Source organism: Gemmatimonadaceae bacterium, assembly GCA_020852815.1.
Taxonomy (GTDB): domain Bacteria; phylum Gemmatimonadota; class Gemmatimonadetes; order Gemmatimonadales; family Gemmatimonadaceae; genus SCN-70-22.
In genome coordinates this window covers 61,574-83,893 of record JADZAN010000033.1, presented here as the reverse complement: position 1 = coordinate 83,893, position 22,320 = coordinate 61,574, and the positions used below count along the sequence as shown (strand labels likewise).

General features: G+C 68.9%; 15 protein-coding genes. 4 read left to right on the top strand and 11 right to left on the bottom strand.

Going from position 1 to position 22,320, the window contains the following annotated elements:
- Positions 1–178 precede the first annotated feature (178 nt).
- Positions 179–3,433: a hypothetical protein gene (locus IT359_17240; GenBank protein ID MCC6930738.1), complete on the top strand. Its 3,255-nt coding sequence runs from the start codon at positions 179–181 to the stop codon at positions 3,431–3,433.
- A gap of 1 nt (position 3,434) precedes the next feature.
- Positions 3,435–4,649: an MFS transporter gene (locus tag IT359_17235; GenBank protein ID MCC6930737.1), complete on the top strand. Its 1,215-nt coding sequence runs from the start codon at positions 3,435–3,437 to the stop codon at positions 4,647–4,649.
- Between the two features lie 13 nt (positions 4,650–4,662).
- Here the strand turns inward: IT359_17235 and IT359_17230 are convergent, their stop codons facing one another.
- The 10 genes from IT359_17230 to IT359_17185 all read right to left on the bottom strand — a co-directional run bounded on the left by IT359_17230 (position 4,663) and on the right by IT359_17185 (position 18,086).
- Positions 4,663–6,594, bottom strand: coding sequence for a CocE/NonD family hydrolase (locus IT359_17230; GenBank protein MCC6930736.1), 1,932 nt, complete (start codon positions 6,592–6,594; stop codon positions 4,663–4,665).
- Between the two features lie 26 nt (positions 6,595–6,620).
- Positions 6,621–8,051 (bottom strand): phosphatase PAP2 family protein, encoded by a 1,431-nt coding sequence (locus IT359_17225; GenBank protein MCC6930735.1) that lies wholly within the window; start codon positions 8,049–8,051, stop codon positions 6,621–6,623.
- Positions 8,052–8,066: 15 nt separating this feature from the next.
- On the bottom strand, positions 8,067–9,092 hold the full coding sequence (locus tag IT359_17220) for a hypothetical protein (protein ID MCC6930734.1): 1,026 nt from the start codon (positions 9,090–9,092) through the stop codon (positions 8,067–8,069).
- Positions 9,089–9,649, bottom strand: coding sequence for a hypothetical protein (locus IT359_17215; protein ID MCC6930733.1), 561 nt, complete (start codon positions 9,647–9,649; stop codon positions 9,089–9,091). The genes IT359_17220 and IT359_17215 overlap by 4 nt, the downstream gene beginning before the upstream one ends.
- Before the next feature lie 33 nt (positions 9,650–9,682).
- The gene (locus tag IT359_17210; protein MCC6930732.1) at positions 9,683–10,936 is read right to left on the bottom strand and encodes a RagB/SusD family nutrient uptake outer membrane protein; all 1,254 of its coding nucleotides are present in this window, start codon (positions 10,934–10,936) and stop codon (positions 9,683–9,685) included.
- 22 nt (positions 10,937–10,958) lie between these two features.
- Positions 10,959–13,964, bottom strand: a complete 3,006-nt coding sequence (locus IT359_17205) for a SusC/RagA family TonB-linked outer membrane protein (protein MCC6930731.1) — start codon at positions 13,962–13,964, stop codon at positions 10,959–10,961.
- Between the two features lie 157 nt (positions 13,965–14,121).
- Complete coding sequence (locus IT359_17200; GenBank protein ID MCC6930730.1) at positions 14,122–15,309, bottom strand: S9 family peptidase; 1,188 nt, start codon at positions 15,307–15,309, stop codon at positions 14,122–14,124.
- A gap of 265 nt (positions 15,310–15,574) precedes the next feature.
- Positions 15,575–16,273, bottom strand: a complete 699-nt coding sequence (locus tag IT359_17195; protein ID MCC6930729.1) for a hypothetical protein — start codon at positions 16,271–16,273, stop codon at positions 15,575–15,577.
- A 91-nt stretch (positions 16,274–16,364) separates the two neighbouring features.
- A complete protein-coding gene (locus IT359_17190; protein ID MCC6930728.1) occupies positions 16,365–17,486 on the bottom strand; it encodes a metallophosphoesterase in 1,122 nt (373 codons plus the stop codon).
- Between the two features lie 402 nt (positions 17,487–17,888).
- Complete coding sequence (locus IT359_17185; protein ID MCC6930727.1) at positions 17,889–18,086, bottom strand: hypothetical protein; 198 nt, start codon at positions 18,084–18,086, stop codon at positions 17,889–17,891.
- Between the two features lie 57 nt (positions 18,087–18,143).
- On the opposite strand from IT359_17185, the gene IT359_17180 reads away from it, so the two are divergent.
- Together IT359_17180 and IT359_17175 are read left to right on the top strand one after the other, a co-directional pair.
- Positions 18,144–18,515, top strand: a complete 372-nt coding sequence (locus IT359_17180) for a hypothetical protein (protein ID MCC6930726.1) — start codon at positions 18,144–18,146, stop codon at positions 18,513–18,515.
- A complete protein-coding gene (locus tag IT359_17175; protein MCC6930725.1) occupies positions 18,515–19,567 on the top strand; it encodes a hypothetical protein in 1,053 nt (350 codons plus the stop codon). The genes IT359_17180 and IT359_17175 overlap by 1 nt, the downstream gene beginning before the upstream one ends.
- Positions 19,568–19,594: 27 nt before the next feature.
- Here the strand turns inward: IT359_17175 and mgtA are convergent, their stop codons facing one another.
- Positions 19,595–22,249, bottom strand: coding sequence for a magnesium-translocating P-type ATPase (gene mgtA / locus IT359_17170; protein ID MCC6930724.1), 2,655 nt, complete (start codon positions 22,247–22,249; stop codon positions 19,595–19,597).
- Between the last annotated feature and the right edge of the window lie 71 nt (positions 22,250–22,320).

Here is a 22,320-nt window from a genome sequence, read left to right as displayed (position 1 = left end):
CGGCCACACCGCGCCAGGGGCAACGATCGTTAGGCCGAATGGCCGCGCTCCCACGGGGGGCGCGGCCATTCGCCGCCTGCAGCGTTTCCCGGTGCGCGGCGGCGGCTGTCGGGAGATCCATCCTGTCGCGCGGGGACGCGCCGCTGCATGTTCGGGGCTCACTTTGCCCTTCCCCACCATGCGTCGCACTACTCGCCGCCCCGCCGCCCTCGTTATCGTCGGCGCCATCGCCCTCGCCGCCACCGCCCTTCCCGCCTCGCGTGCCCTCGCCCAGGAGCTCTCGTTCTCCGAGATGCGCTGGCGCGACATTGGTCCCACACGCGCCGGGCGCGCGCGCGCCGTGGCCGGCGTCCCCTCACAGCCGAACGTCTTCTACGCCGGCTTCGACAACGGCGGCGTCTGGCGCTCGACCGACTACGGCGCCAACTGGGTCCCCATCTTCGACGACCAACCCACCGGCTCCATCGGGGCCATCGGCGTGGCGGCGAGCAACCCGAACGTCATCTACGTGGGGAGCGGAGCCGGGATCATCCGACCGGACCTGGCCATCGGCGACGGGATGTACAAGTCGACCGACGGCGGCAAGACGTGGAAGCATCTCGGGCTGCGGCAAAGCCAGATGATCGCGGCAATCGCCGTCGACCCGTCGAACGAGAACCGCCTCTTTGTCGCCGTGCTCGGGCATCCCTACGCCCCCAACGCGGAACGCGGCGTCTTCCGGTCGAGCGACGGCGGTGAGACGTTCGAGAAGGTGCTCTACAAGGATGAGTACACGAGCGCCAACGAGGTCATCCTCGACCCCGGCAACCCGAACGTTGTCTACGCAACGCTGTGGCAGCAGCAGCAGAGCTTCATCGAGGGACAGGGGTTCGGCGACACGGGGATGGGGATCTTCAAGTCGACCGATGGCGGCACGACGTGGACGCAGCTCTCGCAGGGACTCCCATCGATCCTGCAGGCGAACCTCGCCGTGGCGCCGACCAACTCGAGCATCCTGTACGCGACCATTGCCCCGGGGACTGGGCCCATCGGCTTCTACAAGTCGGTGGACGGCGGAGCACACTGGTTCCAGGCCATCAAGGGCGAGCATAACGAGCGCCCCGACGCGCGGCAGGACATGCGCCCGCTGGGGCGCATCGGCGGCGGCGACCTCCCCACGGTGGTGATCGACGGGAAGAACCCGGATGTCGTCTACACCGCGAGCACCGTCATGTGGCGCACCGAGGACGGGGGGCTCACCTGGTCGGCGGTGCGCGGTGCACCTGGCGGCGACGACTACCAGCGCATCTGGATCAACCCCAACGACCCGAAGATCATCGTGGCGGTGGCCGACCAGGGAGCCGTCGTCTCCGCCAACCGCGGAAAGTCCTGGAGCAACTGGTACAACCAGAACACCGCGGCGATGTATCACGTCACCACCGATTTTGCCTTCCCGTATCGCGTCTGCAGCGGGCAGCAGGACTCGGGGTCGGCGTGCGTGCAGAGCCGCTCCGACGACGGGCGCATCACCTTCCACGACTGGCACCCGGTGAACATCCAGGAGTACGGGATGGCGGCCCCCGACCCCAAGGACCCGGACGTGGTCTTCGGGAGCCAGCGCTCCGGCGTGTCGCGCTTTGACCGCCGCACGCGACAGACGCAGCAGGTGGGGCCCGACGTCTCGGGGTCACTACCCGGCGGCGGGGCGATGAACCGCAACGTGCGCACCATGCCGCTGCACTTCTCGCCGGTGGACAACCACACGCTGTACTACGCGTCGAACGTGGTGTGGAAGAGCACCGACAAGGCGCACACGTGGACGCGCATCTCCCCCGACCTCACGCGGCAGACGTTCGACGTCCCGGCCAGCGCCGGGAAGTACGCCGCCACGGTGAAGCCGGGAGCGTGGGGGAGCATCACCGCACTATCGCCGTCGCCACGCTCGCTGTCGATCATTTGGGCCGGGACCGATGACGGGCACATCCAGGTCACGACAGACGGCGGAGGCACATGGCGCAACGTGACGCCGCCAGTCATGAAGGCCTGGACCCGCATCTTCAACATCGAGGCAGGGCACTTCGACAACCTCACCGCCTACGCCGCGGCCAATACGCTGCGCCTGGACGACATAAACCCGCACTTCTACCGCACGCACGACGGCGGAAAGACGTGGACGGAGATCAACACCGGGATTGCCGGCGGCGCCGTGGCCAACTCCATTCGCGAGGATCCGCGGCAGAAGGGGCTCCTCTACGCCGCAACCGACCTGCAGGTGTGGGTCTCGTTCGACGACGGCGATCACTGGCAGTCGCTGAGGAACGGGATGCCGGCCATCTCGGTGCGCGACCTGCAGGTGAAGGACGACTCCACCTGTCACTGCGCCGACCTCATCGCCGGGACACACGGTCGCGGCTTCTGGATCCTCGACAACGTGACGCCGCTGCGCCAGGCGGCGGCGGCGCGGCAGGCGCTCTCGTCAGGCAACGCCTATCTCTTCAAGCCGGGAACGGCGGTGCGCGTGCGCTTTGCCACCAACGAGCCCACGCCGTGGCCCCCGGAACTCCCCGCGGGACAGAACCCGCCGCCGGGTGCGCTCATCGACTACTATCTCCCGCGCGACGCCAGCGGCGAGGTGAAGCTCGAGATCCTCGACGCCAAGGGAAGTGTCGTGCGCTCGTATTCCAGCACGGAGCCGGTCTTCGATCCCGACCCGGGCAAGGACATGGCGGCGTACGACAAGGTCTGCCAGAAGAACCCGACGGCGGCCTACTGCGGGCTTCCGCTGTACTGGCCGGCGCCGCAGTACATCATCTCCACCAAGGCAGGCATGCACCGCTTCAGCTGGGACCTGCGCTTCGACCCCGTCTCTCCGCAGGACCTGATCCCCGCCGGCGATGAAGAGGCCACGGGGGCGGTGCCGGGTCGCACGTATCCAAACTACAACGTGCCGTGGGTGCCGGCGGGGCGCTACATGGTGCGGCTGACGGTGGAAGGGAAGTCGACCGCACAACCCATCGAGGTCAAGCTCGACCCGCGCGTCAGGATCGCGCCGGCGGCGCTGGCGCAGCTCAATGCGCTGAGCGTGGAGATGTACGAGGGCGCCGTGGCAGCACACCGTGCGTTCAACGAGGCCAAGGCGCTCGCCGCCACACTCGCGTCGGTGGGCGGCGCCGAGGGTGAGGCGCTCAAGGGCGAACTGGAGTCGCTGGCGCCCACCGGGCTGCGGCGCACCATGCCCGGTGGCTTCCGCCGGCGCGGGGCGCAGACGGCGACGCCGTCGCTCGAAGCGGTGAGCAACGCGTTGCAGTCGGCGGGGATGGCGCTGCAGGCGGCAGAAGTGCAGCCGACGGCTGCGCAGGTGGCGGCGTGTGCCCGGGCGCGCGAGCAGTATGTCGCGGCGATGGCGCGCTGGAAGGGGGTGCAGGCGAGAGCCAAGGCGTTAGGCACTCGCTAGCATGGTGCGTGTCCCGCACCCCTGGCGGTACGCGGCGCTGTACTTCCCCATGGGGCTGATGATCGGGTATCCCAGCGTGGCGCTGGGGTACCTGTCGGCCCGTGCCGGCCTCCCCGTCTCGGCGGCCGCCGCGATGGTGGGCTCGGCGTTCTTCGCCCATGCGTTCAAGTTCATCTGGGCTCCGCTCGCCGACTACTCGCTGTCGCGCAAGGCGTGGTATCGCATCGCCATCGCGGTGATGTCGGCCGTGATCATCGGGATCACGGCGACGCCGATGCGTGAGTCGACGGTTGCGCTGCTCTCGCTGCTGGTGCTCACCGGCAACTTTGCCGCGACCTTCGTGGCCTTCGCGACGGAGGGGCTCATGGCGCATAACGCGGGGCCCGGCGGACGTGGCAAGGCGAGCGGGTGGTTTCAGAGCGGGAACCAGTTCGGGCAGACGGCGGGAGGTGGGCTCGGGTTGTGGCTGACGAAGCACCTGGCGGAGCCGTGGATGGCCGGTGCGGTGCTGGCGCTCATCCTCGTGGCGTGCTCGCTGGCGTTGGGCGGGCTGGAGGAGCCGGTGGGGCTGGCGCGCGGGACGCGCGTGGGCGCCCGCGCCGCCGACGCGTGGCGGGAACTGCGCGCCGTGCTGCGCAGCCGCGCCGGGCGCATCGGGTTGCTCCTGGCGGTCCTCCCCATCGGGACGGGATCGGCGCAGTTCCTCTTTGGCTCGCTGGGCCCGGAGTGGAACGCCTCGGCCGACGTCGTCTCGTTCGTACTGGGGATAGGCGGCGGGATCGCGATCGTGACGGGGTGCATGACGGGCGGCGTGCTGGCCTCGCGCCTGCCGAGTGCGCGCGCGTACGCGGTGGCGTGCACCATCTCGGCCCTTGCCGCGTTGCTCCTGCTCGTCTCGCCGCGCAACACCATCGGCTACGCCGCGTCGACGCTCACCTACACCTTCGCCCTGGGGCTCTGCTCCACGACGCTGACCGGGATGGTGCTGAGCGTGATCGGCGAGCGCGCGGCGGCAACCAAGATCAACGTGTTCTTCGCCATGAACACGATGTTCGGGCTGGCCATGCTGCGCGTGGACGGGTGGGCGCACGACCAGTTCGCGACCAACGGGATGTTGCTGGTGGAGTTCGGGATCTCGGCGGCGTGCCTGCTGTTGTTCGTGGTGATGGAGCGGAGGATCAGGGGGGAGGAGCTGGGGGCGGCGGCACAGGCGTAGGCGTACGCGCGCCCTACGGATCCAGCCGCCGCAGCTCGAGCCGTGTGGGGCGGCGCGCGTCGTGATAGACGCGCATCGTGGCCTTCACGAAATCGCCCGGCTTCGCCTCGAAGATGTTGGGGACGAACTTCTGCGGGTTGCGATCGATGTGCGGGAACCACGAGCTTTGCACCTGTACCATGATGCGGTGCCCCTTGCGGAAGGTGTGATGCACCGACGGCATCTCGAAGCGCACCGAGTCGGGCCGGTTGGCCACCATGGGCGACGGTTTCTCCCACGAGCGGCGATACCGCATCCGGATCGGCTCTCCGCGCACCAACTGCTGATAGCCGCCTACGGTGAAGCCGCTGTTGTCGTCGGCCCAGTTGTCGGCGCTGTCGGGGAAGACGTCGATGAGCTTGACGATGAAGTCGGCGTCGGTCCCGCTGGTGCTCACGTGCAGCACGGGTGACACCGGCCCGGTGAGGGTGACATCCTCGGTGAGGACGCTGGTCTGGTAGGTGAGGACGTCGGGGCGGCGCGACGCATGCCGCTGGTCGGCAGTGATGTAGTCGCGCGGCATCCCCTGCGGCTCGATGCGATCGACGACGGGGACTGGGCGCGCCGGATCGCTCACGTACTCGTCGAAGCTGGCGCCGGGCGCTGGCGGGGTGAAGGCGAGCGTCCCGTTGGAATGGAGGTAGAGCGCGACGGGCTTGGCGTTAGGCGCGGGCCATGTGTCGTAGCGGTCCCACCGCTCGCCACCGGTGCGATAGACCAGGACGCCGGGGAGCCCGGGATCGGCGGCACCGGCCAGGTAATGCGCGAAGAACGGATACTCGACCGTGTCGCGATAGAACGGGCCCGTCTTGTATCGCCAGCGCAGGTTGCCTAACACGTTGCCGTCGCCGCGACTCCATCCGCCGTGCGACCACGGCCCCACCACGAGGCGGTTCCGGGTCGCCGGCGACTGCTTCGCGATGGACTCGTACACCCACCACGGCCCGTGCAGGTCCTCGGTGTCGTAGAAGCCGCCGACGGTGAGCACCGCCGCCTTCACGTCCTTGAGGTGCGGGCGCAGGTTGCGCGCCTTCCAGTAGTCGTCGTACGCCGGGTGCAGGAGGATGCTGTCGAACATCGCCGCCGTCCCCGCCGGCTGCATGTACTTGCGCGCCCCGTCGGCGACGGAGCCCATCTCCAGGTAGAACTTGTAGGCATCGCGCGTCCCCATGTCGAAGGGGTAGCGCTTGTCGTAACCCGGCTCGGTGCGCGGGCCGCGCCCGAAAAAGGTGTAGAAGCCGAAGTTGTGCGGGAGGAGGAAGGCGCCGCCGTGAAAGTTGTCGTCGCCCATCCAGATGTCGGTCATCGGCGCCTGCGGCGAGCAGGCGACGAGCGCGGGGTGCCGCGACAGGCAGCTCGCCGAGGCGTAGAACCCCGGGTAGGACGTCCCGTAGATCCCGACCTTCCCGTTGGTGGGAAGGTTCTTCAGCAGCCACTCGATGGTGTCGTACGTGTCGGTCGCCTCGTCGACGTCGTTGGGTGTGTCATGCTTGTCCAGCGCCGGCGTCATGTCGCGAAAGACGCCTTCGCTGAAGTGGCGCCCGCGCACGTCCTGATAGACGAAGATGTAGCCGTCGGCTGCATAACGAGGATTCGACGACGGCCCCAGCCCCGGGCGATACGCCTCGGCGCCATAGGGCGCCACCGAGTACGGGGTGCGCGACATCAGCACCGGGTAGCGCCGCGAGCTGTCGCGCGGGACGTAGATCGACGTGAAGAGCGCGATCCCGTCGCGCACCTGGATCTTCACCTCGCGCTTGGCGTAGGCCGCCTTCACCTGGTCGGCGGTCCAGGCGGTGCCTGGGGGCTGCGCGGCGAGCGCCCCCGACACGGCGGGTGCGATGAGGGCGGCGAGCAGCGGCGCAGCCAGGAGCGGCGCAACGAGTCGGAACCGAGGACTTTGCATAACGAGCGCTACAAGTGATGGCGGGCCTACCGCACGCCGTCGGCGCGCATCCGCGCGACCACGGCCTTCCCCACGATGGTCCCGAGCGAGTCCCCATTCTCGATGTCGAACCGGTAGTGCACCCCTGCCCACACTCGCGAGTTGGAGGCCTCGAACGCCAGGCTGTCCCAGCGCACGGCCCGGTCGGGAAAGATGTCGCGGAGCACGACGGCAACCGCGTTGGAGATGGTGGAGTGCCCCGAGGGATACGACGGGAACGGCGGCGTGGAGAAGATCGTGTTCATCGACGGGTCGACCGTGATGGGGCGCGCGAGCCAGTAGTGGAACTTGGCGTCCCAGCAGGCGACGAAGGCGTCGTACATGGCAATGCTGGCCCACACACGGGCCCGCGCCGAGCGCGGGATGGACCAGCGGCGCTGCGTGAGTTCGTCCTCGATGAAGAGGTCCCAGCGTGCGGTGGGGGCGTCGGTGGCCCAGTAGCGCGCGCGATCCATCTGGTTCACGGTGCGCGCACCAGCCGCCAACTTCCGCAGCTCGTCGAGCGATGCGTTCCAGCGTGCGCTCCCAGGCGCCGGCGGTGGGGCCGGGCGAAAGGCGCTTCCGCTGGCGATCACCCACGTGCGCCACGAACCGGCGGTGGCATCGAACGGCACCTTCACGCGGCGCGCCGGTGTCGGCTGCCAGACGTACGCACCAGTCGGCGTGGCGCCGTCCCACTCCTCGTCGGAACCGTCCTGGGCGGCGCGCTGCAGCACGCGCTTTGCCACCGCCGCGCCTAACGCGTAGCCGGCTGCAACGTCGCTGGGGTAGGCCGCCCCCGCGGCGATGCGCGCCGGCCCCACGGCGAGCATCTGCGCACGCAGCCGTGCCGTGTCGCCGGGAAGCGCGTCGGCGGCCAGCACTTCGTAGGCGGCCGCCGCGACGGCGGCATGTTCGCTCGGGAACGACGGAATCCCGCTGGCGTTCACGCGGGCGCGCACGCGGTTGCTGGCCTCGGTGGGCGAGCGCCGCTTGTAGGCCCACTTGGCGTCCCAGGTGGCGACCACCGCGTCGTACATCGCCACGTGCAGGAGCGCCATGAGGCGCGCCGAGCGTGCCGGCGTGGCGATGCGCACGTCGGGGAGGATGGTCCAGTAGAAGCCGAGGAGGTCGACCGCGGTGCGCGTCCACAGGCTGGTGGGGTCGCCGTCGTAGAGGCGGATGATGGAATCGGCCGGCGCGCTGGCCGCGGCCTGCGCCGCGACGATGGCGTCGAGTTCCTGTTGCAGCTGTGCGGACCCTTCGGCGGCCGGGGCGGCGGGGCGCAGGTCGCTGGCGTTGGCGAGCGTCCAGGTCTGCCAGGTCGCCGCGGCCGACTCCACCGGGCGGGGCGGGGCCGTGCTCGGCTCCGCGCAGGCTGCCACCGTCAGCAGCAACGCGGTGGCGGCGAGGCGCGAGGAGCGGTCGAGTCGTGTCATGGCCGATTCTCCCTGCTATTGCCGCACCGCAGCGCCCGTGGGGACGCCGTCGGTGTGGAAGGTGATGGTGCGAGGGATGCCGGGGGCCGCATCGCCAAAGCCGTCGCGGTACGGGCGAATCGCGAAGGGGCGCTCGCTCCCCACCGCCTCGCCCTGGTCGGACTTGGGCTCGATGCTGATCACGTGCGTCCAGCGCGACACGCCGGACTGGTTCTTCTCGCGCAGGTCGAGCGGGAGGGTCAGGACCGACGGGAAGGGGAAGCCTAACGGGTTGGAGAACCAGTCGTCGCCGGGAAACTCCTCCTCGCCGGCGGTGGCGAAGTCCGTCACGCCCGAGAACGGGCCCCACCCCGTGTCGTCGCGCGTGGTGATGGCCCCCGAGGCATCGGGGAGGAACTTGCCGTAGGAGAGCCAGATGGCGTCCGGCGCGCCGTAGTCGCGCACCATCCACCCTTCATAGATCCAGCCGTCGATGAGCGGCGAGAGGCGTACCCACTGGTCGTTTTGCGGCGTTTGTCTCGGCGCCATGTTGAACAGCCAGACACCGCACTCCTCGAACGACGGGTAGCCGTGGAGGTAGTTGTCGCTGGGGCTGAACATCGTGAACTGTCCCGGCACCTGCTTGAGCGGGAGGTTGCCGAGGGTGATGGCATTCTCGAGGGTGAGCGTGGCGCGACCGCCGCGCCAATCACCCTTCATGAGGCGACGCGGCGACGGCGCGGTGGTGGCGTCGCGCAACGTCTGCACGGTGACGAGGAGCGAGGCCGGCTCTGGCGAGGGGAGCGCGACCTCGAGCGTCCCGGTGCTCCCCGTGACGGCGAGGGTGCCGAGCGCCGTGGCGTTCCCTCCCCCGTCCAGCGCCCAGGCGGCATAGCTCCCCTGCGTGACGGCGTCGAGCGGGACGAGGTTGTTCACCGTCAGTTGCAACCTGGGGGTCGCCCCCCCGGGGGCGATGGCATCAGACCCGCCGCCGCAGGCGGCGAGCGACACCATTGCCCCTAACGCGATCGTGCGCTTCAGTCGGTGGAGGTGCGGCATCATTCGCCTCCGCTCCCGCGGTATTGATCGGGGCCGCCGCCATCCGGCCCCTCGCCCGGCGTCTGCCCGGCCTTGAAGCCCTTGGTGACGAGAAAGGTGACCACAACCGCGAGCGCCGTCCCGATCACCCAGGCGGTGCGTTTCTTCGAGAGGGTGCGCATGCGCAGGTCGGTGCGGTCGCCAGGCGCAACGCTGATGCGCACCCCGCTCACGGGGAGCTCGCGCCCGCGAATCGGGGTCACCTCGCTCACATCCACCACGAGCTGGTCGCCCTCGGCGCGCGCGAGCATCCCCGTGACGTGCAGGATTCCCGGGCCCAGCGCCTTGGCGTGCGCGAGGCGCCCTTCATCGGTGAGGTCGAAGGCGACCACGGCCCCCGCGAGCGGCGCCACCTTCGGCGGCGTGTACGTGTAGCACGCCGTGCTCAGCTGCAACGCGGCGAGCAACGCCGCGGTCGTACGAACGGAACGCGACCGGGGGCGGCGCATCGTCGATGCGTCGCCCCGGTCGAGCGTTCCCGTGGAGCAGTACTGCGTGCTGCTGGTCCCGCTACGGCTCACGTCCATCTCGGTGAATTCGCCCGCGGCGCGGTGCTACTGGCCGCGGAAGTTCGGGTTCGATTGCACCTCGTTCTGCGAGACCGGGATGCACTTGTCGCGCGTGTTGAGGAAGTTGTTCTTCGCCGGTCCGGTCTCCGCGTTCCAGCGGCGGAGGTCCCAGAAGCGGCGCGCCTCGAGCCAGAGCGTTGCGGCGCGCTCCTTCTGCAGGATGGGCCACGCCTGGTCGAGCGTGGTGGCGCTCAACGCCGGAAGCGGGATGGTCGACGTGCTGTAGAAGGTGCGCACCTGGTTGATGAGCGTCATGGCACCGGACACGTCGTTGTTGCGCAACGCCGCCTCGGCGCGCAGGAGGAGCATCTCCGTTCCCTTCACGAGCGGGATGTCGGCGGCGAGGTTCTGGTACTTCCGCTGCCGGAAGAAGGTCGTGCGTCCGTCCTGGCCCACGGCGAGCGCGCCGGCGGTGGTGCGCACCGTGTCCCACGGCACGCGCGGGTCGCGCGTGGTGGCCCACTGCGTGCTGAACACCGTGTACTCCGAACGCGTCGTCGTCTCGAACGCCAGGTTGTTGTTCTCCGCCGTGGTGTTGGTGGAGAACGGCGCCACGAAGACGAACGTGGTGGGGACGTTCTGCGCGTCGGTCACCGCGGCCGCCCAGTTCCCCTGCCACGCGCGCACCGAGGCGCGTCCGCCGTACGCCACGCGCAGGAGCGAGTCCTTGATGGCGCCGGTGAGCGAGCTGGCAATGCGGATGGCCTCGGTGAACTGCGCGTCGGAGCGCTGGAAGTGGACCTTGTAGTCACCAGCGGCGCCGCCGTCGATGACCGAGGTGCACACCATCTCGCCTAACAAGCGGTTGGAGAGCCCGGCGTAGATGTTGGCGCGGGCCGCCAGCGGCGACGTGTCGAAGGCGGTCCCGAGCACCGTCTTCATGCGCGTGATCCCGCTCTCGGCCACCCAGCGCGCGCGGTGCATCGACCCCCACGCGCCATTCACGTCTTCCGGGCGGATGATCCCGCGGTTCCAGAGCCCTTCGCCCGGGCCATAGGAGCCCGAGTGGTACAGGTCATCGGACATGATGGCCGCCCCCTGCGACACGCCGTCCATGGCGCGCGAGAGGTCGAACGCCATCCCGGTCACGAGCCCCGTCATCGCGCTGGCGACGTCGAGGTTGCTGTCGGCGATGGGGCCCGGGTTGGAGACGTCGAAGAAGTTGCAGCCGGCGGTCGCCGCCAGCGACGTGATTGCGACGGTCGCCGAGGCGCGTCGCACGATCTGAATCAGACGCATCGTGTGTGATCCTCGGTTGGGGTTACCAGTTGGTGCGGAAGGAGAGCGAGAACGAGCGCAGCTGCGGCAGGACGTAGTATTCGCGACGCCCCACCTGGCTGTCGGCCTGGTCCGACGACTCGGGATCGAGCCCCGAGTAGTCGGTCTTGAGGAAGAGGTTGCGCCCGGCGAGCGAGAGCGTGCCGCCGCGCGACCCCGGAATCCACTTGGCCGGGACGCGATAGCTGACGGTCACGTAGCGCAGGCGGAAGAAGTCCATCGGCTCGATCCAGGCATCGGCCAGGTTGAGCGTGGAGTTGTAGCCGCAGCGCGTGCGGTTGAGCGCCGTGACGTTGGAGAGCGCCGCGGCGTTCCCCTTGGCGGCGTCGATGATCTTGCGCTGGTCGACGTAGCACGGGTGCCAGTTGCCGCGAATGGCGCCCTGGTAGCCGACGTAGTTGATGTTGTAGCCCCCCTTCTGGAACTCGCCGAGCCCGTCGATCGTGAGCTTGTCGAACAGGGTGAGCGTGGTGCCGAAGCCGAGAATGTTCGTGGGCCACGTGGGGCCGATGTAGACGTTGGTGTCCGAACGAACCGGCGCCTCGAGCTTGTCGGCGTTGAGGATCTTGCGGGCAAAGAGCGAGGTGACCGGATAGCCCGTGCGCACCTCGGTGAACGACCCGCCGACGGCAATGAGTGGCTCGCCACCGAGATCGACGGCTTCGCTCTTGAGGTTCGTGAGGTTCATGCGGGCACGCCAGTCGAAGTTGGCGCGGCGCAGGATCCCGGCGTCGAGCTTGATCTCGAGCCCCTGGTTATGCACCTCGCCGACGTTTTCCAGCTGACGGTTGAGGAAGCCCTGGCTGGGCGGGTAACGCACCTGGATGAGGGCGTCGAAGGTGCGCGTGTCGAAGTACGTCGCGTCGAGCGAGAAGCGCCCGGCGAAGGCGCTCGCCTCGAGGCCGAACTCGGTCTCGCGCGTGCGCTCGGGGCCGAGATTCGGGTTGCCCAGCTGGTTGGGCGAGAAGCCCGGTTTGGCCTCGTCGCCGGCGATGGGGTCCCAGGTGCGCACGGCGTCGAAGGCGCCCGGCGCTTTTCCGGACTCGCCAATGGCGCTGCGCAGCTTGAACGTCTCGATGATGTCCTTCGGCCAGAAGTCGTGGTCGGAGAGGACGTACGACACGCCGACCTTGGGATAGTACTGCAGCCCGAAGTCCTTCCCGAAGGCGCTGTTGCCGTCGACGCGCATGCCTAACGTGAGGAAGGCGCGGTCCTTCCACCCCACCTGCTCCTGGAAGAAGAGCCCCGCGTTCACCACGCGGCGGCGCGTGTCGCTGCCGATCGTGCGGCGCGCCGCGCTGGTGAGGACCGGGTCGCCCGGCCCCGAGAACTCATCGCCCGTCACCGACGTCGTGTTCAGGTTGTCCTGGAAGAGTTGCCCCCCCAGCGACGTCGACGTGGTGAAGTTGCTCCCGAAGTCGAGCTTGTACGTGGAGGCGTAGTCGATCGAGAGGAACTGGCGGATGAACGCCGACTGCGAGATCTGCCCCACCGCATTGCGCAGGTGACCGAACGGGATGATGGAGCGGTTCTCGATGTTGTTGTAGTCGAAGCCCACCGAAAGACGATTGGTCCACGCCGTCACCGGCGAGTAGTTCATCGTGAAGCCGGAGATGTAGTGATCCGTCTTCGTCTTGGTCCCGATGGTGAGCGCCGCGTTGTTGTTCATGCAGATCGCGGTCCCCGTGGGGCACCCCGAGCCGCGATAGTTGCCAGCCGTGCCGCGCGCCACGTTCAGCAGGAATCCGTTGGCCAGGTTGCCGTCGGCCACCCAGTCCTGGTCGCCGCGCTGGTACGACGAGTTGAGCGACAGTTCGAGCTTGGCGATGGGGCGGAACGAGAAGTTTCCGCGGAAGCCGCCGGTGGTGTACTCGTTGGTCGGGAGCGCCCCTTCCTCATTGGAGAGGTTGCCGGCCAGGAAGTACTGCGTCAGCTCGGTCCCGCCGCCCACCGAGAGCGACGCCTTCTGCACGGCGCCGGTGCGTACCCACTTTCCGCTCGACGGACACGTGGCGTCGACGAACGGCTGGTTCTGCCCGAACGTCGCGCTCGTGGGGACGATGTCGATCCCGTACAGCTCGGAGCCGCGGCAGTTCTTCAGGTAGACCGCGGTGGGGTCGCCCTTGATGTCGAGGTAATCGAGATCGTTGGTCCCGGCGCCGAGGTCGAGCGACCACTGCGGCCTGCCGCTGCGTCCACGCTTGGTGAAGATCTGGATCACCCCGCCCGACGCCTCGGTCCCGTAGAGCGTCGTCGCCGCCGCCCCCTTCACCACCTCCACGCGCTCGATGTCCTCGGAGCGGATGTCGTTGAAGGGATTGATGGTCTGGCGCGCGTTGGGGACGGTGAGCGAGTTGCCGCTGTAGATGCGGACGCCGTCGATGTAGATGATGGGGTTGTTGGCCTGCGAGATGGAGTTGTTCCCGCGCAGGCGGATCTGCCCGCCCGCCCCCGGCTGCCCGGAGTTTGCCAACACCGTCACCCCCGGCGTCTGCGCCGACAGCAGCTGCTGTGCGTTGGCGACCGGTGCGTTCTGGATCTGCTCGGCGGAGATCGTCGCCATCGAGTTGGTGATCTCCTTGCGGCGCACGTCACCCGTCGCCGTCACCACCACCTGCTCCAGCGCGACCGGCGCCTCGCGAATCGTGAAGTCGAGCGTTGCCGTCTCGCCGGCCACGATCGTCACCTGCGCCGACGTGGGGGCAAAGCCCAGGCGCACCACGCGAATCGTGCGCGGCCCGGCGGGGACGTTGTTGAGGCGGTACTCACCGTTCTCGTTGGTCTGGGCGCCCAGCTGCAATCCCACGACGCCGACCTGCGCCTGCGGAAGTGGGCGGTTGGCCCCCTCGACCAGCACGCGACCGCGCACCGATCCGGTGGCCTGCGCGGCGAGCGTCGCCAGCGGCGATGCGAGGGCGAGCGTGACGGCGAGCGTGAGGCCGGCGATCAGGACCGGCCGGGCTCGTGAATGACGGACTTCCCTGGACATGCAGCGCCTCCAGCGTGCGGCGTGTGGGGGGACAGGAGGGACGAAAGGGACGGATACGGCAATCGTGGCGAACAACCATCGGGAAAGACTAACGGCGGGATGTCGCGCACCACGGTGCGATGGTGCCGCGCGATATCCCGCCGGCGACGAACGGTAGCTAGCGCGTGCGGAGCGGCGGCTGCGGCTTCGAGAGATCGAGGTACGGCCGCAGGTTCCACTCGAAGAAGGTCCACGTGCGGTTCCACGAGTCGATCTGCTCGGGCGAGTCGACGCGCTCGAGGGTCTTCGAGTCGACGCGGCGGCTGAACGCGTGCCCCACCGACGAACCCCACGGCGCGGGATCGACGTAGACCTTCGTCTCGGCGAGGTCCGGCTTGAGCGCGCGCAGCTTCCACACCAGCTGCTGGTCCTCGACGTAGTTCACGTCCTCGTCGTTCGTTGCGACGTGGACGAGGATCGGGCGTTGCAGCTTCTCCACCGAGTAGAGCGGCGAACGCTTGATGTACTCGTCCTGACGCTCGTGCGGGAGGCCGCGCAGCCCTTCCTGCGTAGAGAAGTCGCGCTGGTAGCGCGGCCCCTTGTAGCCCAGGCGGAAGACGAGGTTGGTGACGGGGACGATCGCGGCGCCGGCCTTGAGCGGCGTCTCGCCGCGGAACAGGAGGTGCGCGGTGATGAAGCCGCCGTGGCTCCATCCCATCACGCCCACGCGCTCCGCGTCGACGTGCGGCAGCGTCTTGAGATAGTCGTAGGCACCGAAGACGTCGTCGACTTCCTTGGCGCCGTAGTCGATGGCACGGTAGTGCTTTTCGCCGTAGCCGGTGCTGCCGCGATAGTCGGGGGCAATGACGACGTAGCCGCGCTCCACCGCCTCCTTCACGAAGGGGAACATCGTCGCCCCCCACGAGGAGTGCACGCCGCCGTGCACCCAGATCATCGCCGCATGTCCCTTGGCGCCGCGCTTGTTGAGCGGCTGGAAGAGGAAGGCCGGGATGTCCATGTCACCCACCGGCGAGCGATAGGTGACCTTCTTGAAGTCCATGATGCCGGCGCTGCGCGCCGCGTAGGTGCTGTCGATCGCTTCGCGGTTCTTGATGTCCTCGGCCCAGTCGCGCGTGGAGTGATCGGCGGGGTCGGCGCTCACGTAGAGCGACTCGGCGCGCGTGGTGGGGGCGGGGCGCCGTGCGCCGGTGCCGCGCGCGCCGCTCTGCTGTGCGAGCGCGGGGAGCGCCACCAGCGCGAGGAGCGTCGTGGCCAGCGCTGCGGCGCGCAGCGCGGCGAGGGCGGGGGGAGCAGCGGTCACGGTGCGGGCGCCGCGCGGCAGCAGCGCAGCACGATGCGGATTCATGCGCAACGTCTCCAGATGGCGGGGGGGGAGCGCCGCGCTCGATCGCCCCGCGTATGTGACGGGCGCGTCGAGTGTGGTCTCGGAACCCAATCTCGGTCCCAACTCCCCCAACGCAAGTACAAACGCACTGCGCAGCGAAATCGTGGTCCCTGAAAACGTGTTCAGTTCAGTTCAGTTCAGTCAGTTGTCGTTCATCTCGCACTCCTGTCCCCCGTCGCCGCGGCGTGCGCCGGGGCATGCCGTCGATGGCTGTGGATCCATTCTCCTACGAAGCCAGCACGTAGTGGCACCCCGCCTCCTGCGCTCGCAGGCAGGCGAAAATCCCGTTTGGCTGCAGGATTACGCCGGGAATCATCAGCGCGAGTGCCTTCTTTCGCGCCTCCGCCGCCTCGATCTTCTCGCGCCGGGCAATGCGCGATGCGGCGAAGCGGAAGGCCCAGCCGCAACCGAGCACGATCCCTCCGCTGGCGAGGAACGACTGCAGCGTGTACTTGCGCGCCTTCTCCTCATTCGGTTTCGACTCGGCGCTCAGCGGGTTGTGCGTCGCCCACTTCTTCCCTTGTTCGTTGCGGAGCTTGTTCTCCTTCCCCACGTCGTAGGCTGCCCAGTAGGCGTCGGTCATGATGAGGTCGATCGCCGCGTGGCGAATGACGACGACGGGCGACATCTCGCTGCGATCGCTGCCGTAGACCTCCTTGTACATGTCGCACCAGGCCACGGCGCGAACGAGCGCCCCACCCTCCCCGATTTCCGGTGAGTCGAAGACGGCGCGGTACTTCCCGTTCACGCGCGCCGTCCAGCTCATGTCCCACGTCTCGGAGATCGGGAGCGGGTGCTGGTCGGGTTGGCCGTAGCGGGGGGACGGCGCGGGGGCGGTGAGTGCGTGGAGGTGCGTGGGGGAGGCGATGCCGGCGAGGGAGGCGGCGCCGAGCTGCGTGAGGAAGTGGCGGCGGGGGGAGGGCATGAAGGGCGGACGGGAGACGGGAGAAAGCTTGCCCCAGCGAAGGCTGGGGGGAGACGGGGGTGGCGGCGCGCTCGCGCGCCGCCGGGAGCGGTCAGTGTGGCGGTGGGGTGGGGTCGAGGCCCAGGGGGATGAAACGGCCTTCGCTGATAGTCGCGTTGGTGATCGAGTAGAGCGTGATGCCGCTGGGGAAGGTGAGCGGGGGGGTGCCGCTGGGGGCGACGATGGCGGCGGCGTGGTCGAAGCGGGTGGCGAGGCCGGCGTAGCGCAGCGATTCGCGCGTGTGCATGTGGCCGGCGAGGGCGAGCGGATACGGATGCGGGGCGATGCGGGTGATGACGTCGCGGGCGTTGGAGACGGCGTGGCGGAAGGAGCCTTTCCCGTTCACCACGATCACGCTGGGGGCGGGGGGCGACTCCTGCAGTCCGTTGATCGTCTCCACCGCCGTGAAGAAGGGGATGTGGTTGAAGGTCACGACCGGGGTGGCGGCGGGGACGGCGGCGAGGTCGCGTTCCAGCCACGCCAGCTGCAACGAGTCGACGTGGCCGTAGTAGCGCGTGTCGTCGATGTCGACCGTGTTGAGGGCGACGAAGTGGATGCCGCCGGCATTGAATGAGTAGTAGTCTGGGCCGCGATAGTGGCGGTACATCGTGCGACCGTACAGCGGATGGTTGGCCGCGACGTTCGAGCGGTCGCGTTCGATGCCGAAGTTCTCGTGGTTGCCGGGGACGGTGAAGAGCGGCGGGGCAATGCGCGCGGCCTGCTGCTGGAAGAGTTCGTAGTAGCCGCGCGCCTCTGCCTCGCCCACGCGCAGCGCGTCGCGCACCAGGTCACCGGTGACGAGGACCAGATCCGGGCGAAGGGAGTCGATGAGGGCGCGCAGCCGCTCCATGCGTGGCACCGACGCCGGCGCGATGTGCGTGTCCGACGCGTGCAGCAGCGTGAGGCGCCTCGCACTCGGCGTGCGCCGCAGGGCGAAGTCGGCCGTCGTGGTGGCAGCGTCGATGGCGACCCAGAAGCGGTCGCGCGCGCGATACGCCGCGGGGACGCTCACGAAGGCAACGCGCGTGCGGAAGTCACTCGTCAGGCGGTAGCTCCCGTCGGCATCCGTGAGCACGACGGAGTCCTGGTCTGAGACGACCACGCCGGCGAGTCCGCGCTCACCCGCGTCGCGTCGCCCGTTGCCGTTCACATCGTCGAAGACGACGCCGCTCACGGTGCGCGCCGGTGCAGCGTGTGCGCGATGTGCACGCGCTCGATCAGCGTGCGCGCGATTCGCGTTCGCGCCGACTGCGCGAGCGTCAGTCACACGCGAGGCGCCCACCACGCCGCTCGTGCCCATGACCAGCATCCAGAGCCATCCAGCGCGCCACTGCACCGTGCTCCTCCTCGTTGAGCGGGGCGCGCGAAGACTACGACGCGCGCCGACGTTGCGCCATGCATGGGGCCGCCGCGGTGATGCGACTTGGCGCAGTGCACGCCTCAGCCCGCTGTGATGCGCGCCCCGATCTTGCAGCGCTCGCGACGGTATCCGGCACGCGCACCACCAAACGAGAGAGAGCGGGTGTCGCACGCGGCGCCCGACCGGGAGACAGACGATGCCAGCCAGCCGCAAGGGTCAGCGCACGGCGAAAGCGAAGGTGAAGGCGAAGGCGAAATCGAGGGGGAAAGCGAAGGTGGCCGTGAAGTCCAAGGCGAAGGTGAAGGGAAAGGCATTGAAGCGTCCGACCGTCACCAAGCGCACCATCGACCGGCTCATCGCGAGCAGCCCCGCGCTCCCAACCCCCGCCACGCACGACGCCATCGAGCGGCTCAAGCAGGCGGCTCCCGCGATGCCAACCGGCACCCCCTCGACTTACCGGAGACCACGCGCATGAAGGCCCCCGCCACCATCCCCATCGGCGGCACTGGCGCCGTCGAGTTCAGCCTTCGCGAGCTTACGCCCATCAAGGTGCTCTACAAGTTCTGGATCCAGCGCCCGGGCGAGGCGTGGATTCTCTTCGGCCCCGAGCTCACCGACGATGACGTGGCCGATCGTTGGGTGATCCTCCCGCCAGTCCCCAAGGGGACGACGTTCTCGTACTGGCTCGCCGTTGTCGGTCACCCTAACGCCGAGTGGCAGGTGCAGCTGTCGGTGCGCGAATCGGGGACGTCGCTGAGCGCAACCACGTGGGAGGAGACCGGCACGACCGGAAGCGGGGGGGAGTTTTCGATGCCCACAACCGTCGAAGTGGTGCTCGTCTGATGCGACCGCCCGCCTTCATCTTCCGACTCCTCGCCGCCGCGAGCCTCGCCACGCCGCTGGCCCTGGCCGGCGCGCAGGGCGGCCCCACACGCGCATCGAACATCTTTGCCGTTCCCGACATCCCGGCCGGCGCTTTTCTCGACAACACCACGCTCCCCATCAGCCGCCCGGGAACGATGCAGGATCTCGCGAGCGCGCTGATCAGCGGGATCGACGGCATGGGGCGCGTCAGGCAGGGCGTCGCGCTCGAGATTGCCCCCTTCCTGTTCGTCTCGCCGCACCTGAGCCTATCGAGCTATCGCACCACGCCCGGCTTCCTCAAGGCGAACCTGCGCTTCAGTCTCGCCACGCAACGCACCGCCGGCGACACGGCCGCGACCGACCTCTCGGTGGGGATGCGCGCCACGCTGTTCGACGACCGTGACTACCTGCGCACGGCCGACTTCAGCGCGCAGGCGGGGCGTGCCTTGTTGCAGTGCGCGGCGAGCTTCGCCCCGACCACACCCGGCGAGCAAGCCGACACGGCCGGGATGAACGGCTGCATCCGCGACTTTGTCGAGTCGTATCCGGCTCCCCGCTGGAACTCCAGCGCCTTCATCATTGCCGCCGCCTACGGTGTGCGCTTCGACGAGTCGGTGATCTCCCGGTCGCGCGGCACGGGGGGGCGCGCCTGGTTCTCGTACGCGCACGGGGTGCAGGGGTGGGGGCAACTGCTGGCGCACGGTGCGGGCGACTACGTGCGGGGGCGCACGAAGGACTCCACCTACAGCGCCGCAACGATAGGCGCCAAGATGCTGGTGGGGTCGCAGCGATTCAACGGTTTCTACCAGAATGCGTGGCAGTGGCGCAGCACACGCGCCACCTCGCCAATCGACAATGCGGCGGGGACCTGGTCGGCGGGGGTCGAATTCGCCGCGCGCGAGGGCTTGTGGATCTCGACGGGGTTCGGGAGCGCATACGCCGATGCCGCGGCGCCAGATCGTGTCGTGGTCTTCGCGAACGTGCGCTGGGGGGTTTCGAGCAGCGCCCGACTGTCGCCGATTGTGCAGTGACGGGGCGCGCGCCCTGGCGGGGCCGTCTTACACGACGCCTCGCGCGTGCAGGGCGCGCTTGATCCCCCATGCCACCGAGAGATACGCCAGGAGGATCAGCGCCAGGATCCCCCAGAAGCGCGGCGGGAGCGGGACGAAGCCGAGTGCGGCGGCAAAGGGGGAATAGGGAAGCCAGGCACCGATCGCCATCACGAGGAGTGTCGTCAGGAGCAACGGCTGGCTGGCGCGGCTCCGCACGAAGGGGAGGCGGTTGGTGCGTATGACGTGGATGATGAGCGTCTGCGACATCAGCGACTCGACGAACCATCCCGTCTGGAAGAGCGCCGCGTGCGCCGGCGTCCGCGCGCCAAAGACGAACCACATCACGGCATACGTGATGTAGTCGAAGAGTGAGCTGATGGGACCCACGAGGAGGATGAAGCGCGTGATGCGATCGATCGCCCACGGCGTAGGGCGCGCCACCTCCTCCGGATCGACGTTGTCGGAGGGGATCGTGACCTGCGAGAAGTCGTAGAGGAGGTTGTTGGTCAGGATCTGGATGGGAGCCATGGGGACGAAGGGGAGGAGCGCGCTCGCTCCCAGCACGCTGAGCATGTTGCCGAAGTTGGAGCTGGCCCCCATCCGCACGTACTTGAGGATGTTGGAGAAGGTGCGCCTCCCCTCGCGAACGCCCTCGTGCAGGACGAGGAGCGACTTCTCCAGCAGGATGATGTCGGCCGACTCCTTGGCGATGTCGACCGCATCGTCGACGGAGATCCCGACGTCGGCCGCACGCAACGCGGGGGCGTCGTTGATCCCGTCGCCCAGGAAACCGACCGTGTGCCCCGCCCCCTTGAGGACGCCAATGATGCGTTCCTTCTGTAGGGGAGCGAGGCGCGCGCAGAGCTGCGAGCGCTGCAGCGCCCGACCCAGCTGCACGTCGTCCATCGCCTCGATGTCGGGACCGGTGAGGATGTCGCCGGTCGCCAGCCCGACGTTGGCGCAGACGGTGCGGCTCACCAGCGCGTTGTCGCCGGTGAGGATCTTCACGGTCACGCCGCTCGCCTGCAGCGCGGCGATGGCCGGCGCCGCCGACTCCTTGGGCGGGTCGAGGAAGCCCGTGTAACCGATGAGCGTGAGCCCCTGCTCGTCGTCCCGGGTGTACTCGGCCCGCACGTCGACGTCGCGCGCGGCGACCGCCAGGACGCGAAAGCCATCGTTGGAGAGGGCATCGTACTGCGCGCGCGCCACCGCTTCGCCGTCAGGCGCAATCGGCACCGCGACCCCTCCGCGCTCCACGTGCGTGCAGCGCGCCAGCATCGCTTCGGGGGCCCCCTTGGCCACCAGGCGACGCCCCCCGTCGCGCCCCTCGACGACCACCGACATCACCCGGCGCGTGAAGTCGAAGGGGATCTCATCCACCTTGCGCCACTCGTCAGGCGCCATGTCGGGGTGCTGGCCGCGGTGGGCCAGGATCGCCTCGTCGAGGACGTTGCGCAGCCCCGTCTGGAACTCCGCGATGAGGTAGGCGTGGGCCAGCACGCGCTCGCTCTCCATGCCATCCACGTCGCAGTGCCGCTCGAGGACGACCCGGTCCATCGTCAGCGTCCCCGTCTTGTCGGTGCAGAGGACGTCCATCGCCCCGAAGTTCTGCATCGCGTCCAGGTGCTTCACGATCACCTTGTGGCGCGACATCGCCATGGCCCCGCGCGACAGCGAGACCGAGATGATCGCCGGGAGCATCTCCGGCGTGAGCCCCACCGCCACGGCCAGCGCGAAGAAGAAGGCCTCGCGCCAGTCGTGCTTCGTGACCCCGTTGATGACAAAGACCAGCGGGACCATCACGAGGAGGAGGCGAATCATCACCCACGTGAAGCGGTCGACGCCGACATCGAAGGCCGTTGGCGGCTCGGGGCCGGCGACCGACGTCACCACCTTCCCGAAGGCAGTCTCGCGTCCGGTCGCGATCACCACGCCTAACGCCGACCCGCTCTGCACGCTCGTCCCCAGAAAACAGAGCGAACGCCGCTCGTGCGCCACCACGCCGCCGCGCGCGTCCCCTTCCTCCGACTTCTCACTCGGCAGCGACTCGCCGGTGAGCGGCGACTGGTTCACGTACAGATCCTTGGCCTCGATCAGGCGCAGGTCGGCGGGGACCATCGCCCCGGCCGCCAGCCGCACCACGTCACCAGGCACCACGTCGCGCAGCGGGACCTGGACGTCCCGCGCATCGCGCACCACCGTGGTCGTCACGCGAATCATCGCCCGCAGGCGCGCCGCCGCCGCTGTGGCCCGCGACTCCTGCAGGAAGCGGAGGATGACGCCGAGCACGACCATCGCCCCGATCACCACCGCGGCGCGCACGTCTCCGGTGGCGAGGGCGACTGCAGCCAGCAGGACGAGGAGGAGCACCAGGGGATTGCCGAGCGCGCGGAGCAGCGCCCACCCCCACCCGTCGCGCGAGCGTACGTAGACTTCGTTGTGGCCGTGCTGCGCCAGCCGCGACGCGGCCTCCGCTGCCGTAAGTCCGGAGCGAGCGGTGCCGAACCGGGCCAAGGCCGCTGCCGGTGTCAGGCTCGCAACTTCAGCCAGCGCTTGGCTTTCGCGCGTCTCGAGCGCCCGAATCGCCCTCCCCGAGGCGGTGACCCGCCGAGCTGGGCGAGGGCCACCGACCGGGCGCCTTGCGTGCGGGAAGATGGCCACGGTACACCCCGGCGCGAGTGGGCGAACGGTCGACCAACCTGCGGTCGATGGAGCCGTGTTCACGATCGATC

What these genes read in the sequence shown, in the direction of transcription:
- IT359_17240 (MCC6930738.1), top strand. Translation starts at nt 179, where the DNA reads ATGCGTCGCACTACTCGCCGCCCCGCCGCCCTCGTTATCGTCGGCGCC.
- IT359_17235 (MCC6930737.1), top strand. Translation starts at nt 3,435, where the DNA reads ATGGTGCGTGTCCCGCACCCCTGGCGGTACGCGGCGCTGTACTTCCCC.
- IT359_17230 (MCC6930736.1), bottom strand. Translation starts at nt 6,594, where the DNA reads ATGCAAAGTCCTCGGTTCCGACTCGTTGCGCCGCTCCTGGCTGCGCCG.
- IT359_17225 (MCC6930735.1), bottom strand. Translation starts at nt 8,051, where the DNA reads ATGACACGACTCGACCGCTCCTCGCGCCTCGCCGCCACCGCGTTGCTG.
- IT359_17220 (MCC6930734.1), bottom strand. Translation starts at nt 9,092, where the DNA reads ATGATGCCGCACCTCCACCGACTGAAGCGCACGATCGCGTTAGGGGCA.
- IT359_17210 (MCC6930732.1), bottom strand. Translation starts at nt 10,936, where the DNA reads ATGCGTCTGATTCAGATCGTGCGACGCGCCTCGGCGACCGTCGCAATC.
- IT359_17205 (MCC6930731.1), bottom strand. Translation starts at nt 13,964, where the DNA reads ATGTCCAGGGAAGTCCGTCATTCACGAGCCCGGCCGGTCCTGATCGCC.
- IT359_17200 (MCC6930730.1), bottom strand. Translation starts at nt 15,309, where the DNA reads ATGAATCCGCATCGTGCTGCGCTGCTGCCGCGCGGCGCCCGCACCGTG.
- IT359_17195 (MCC6930729.1), bottom strand. Translation starts at nt 16,273, where the DNA reads ATGCCCTCCCCCCGCCGCCACTTCCTCACGCAGCTCGGCGCCGCCTCC.
- IT359_17180 (MCC6930726.1), top strand. Translation starts at nt 18,144, where the DNA reads ATGAAGGCCCCCGCCACCATCCCCATCGGCGGCACTGGCGCCGTCGAG.
- IT359_17175 (MCC6930725.1), top strand. Translation starts at nt 18,515, where the DNA reads ATGCGACCGCCCGCCTTCATCTTCCGACTCCTCGCCGCCGCGAGCCTC.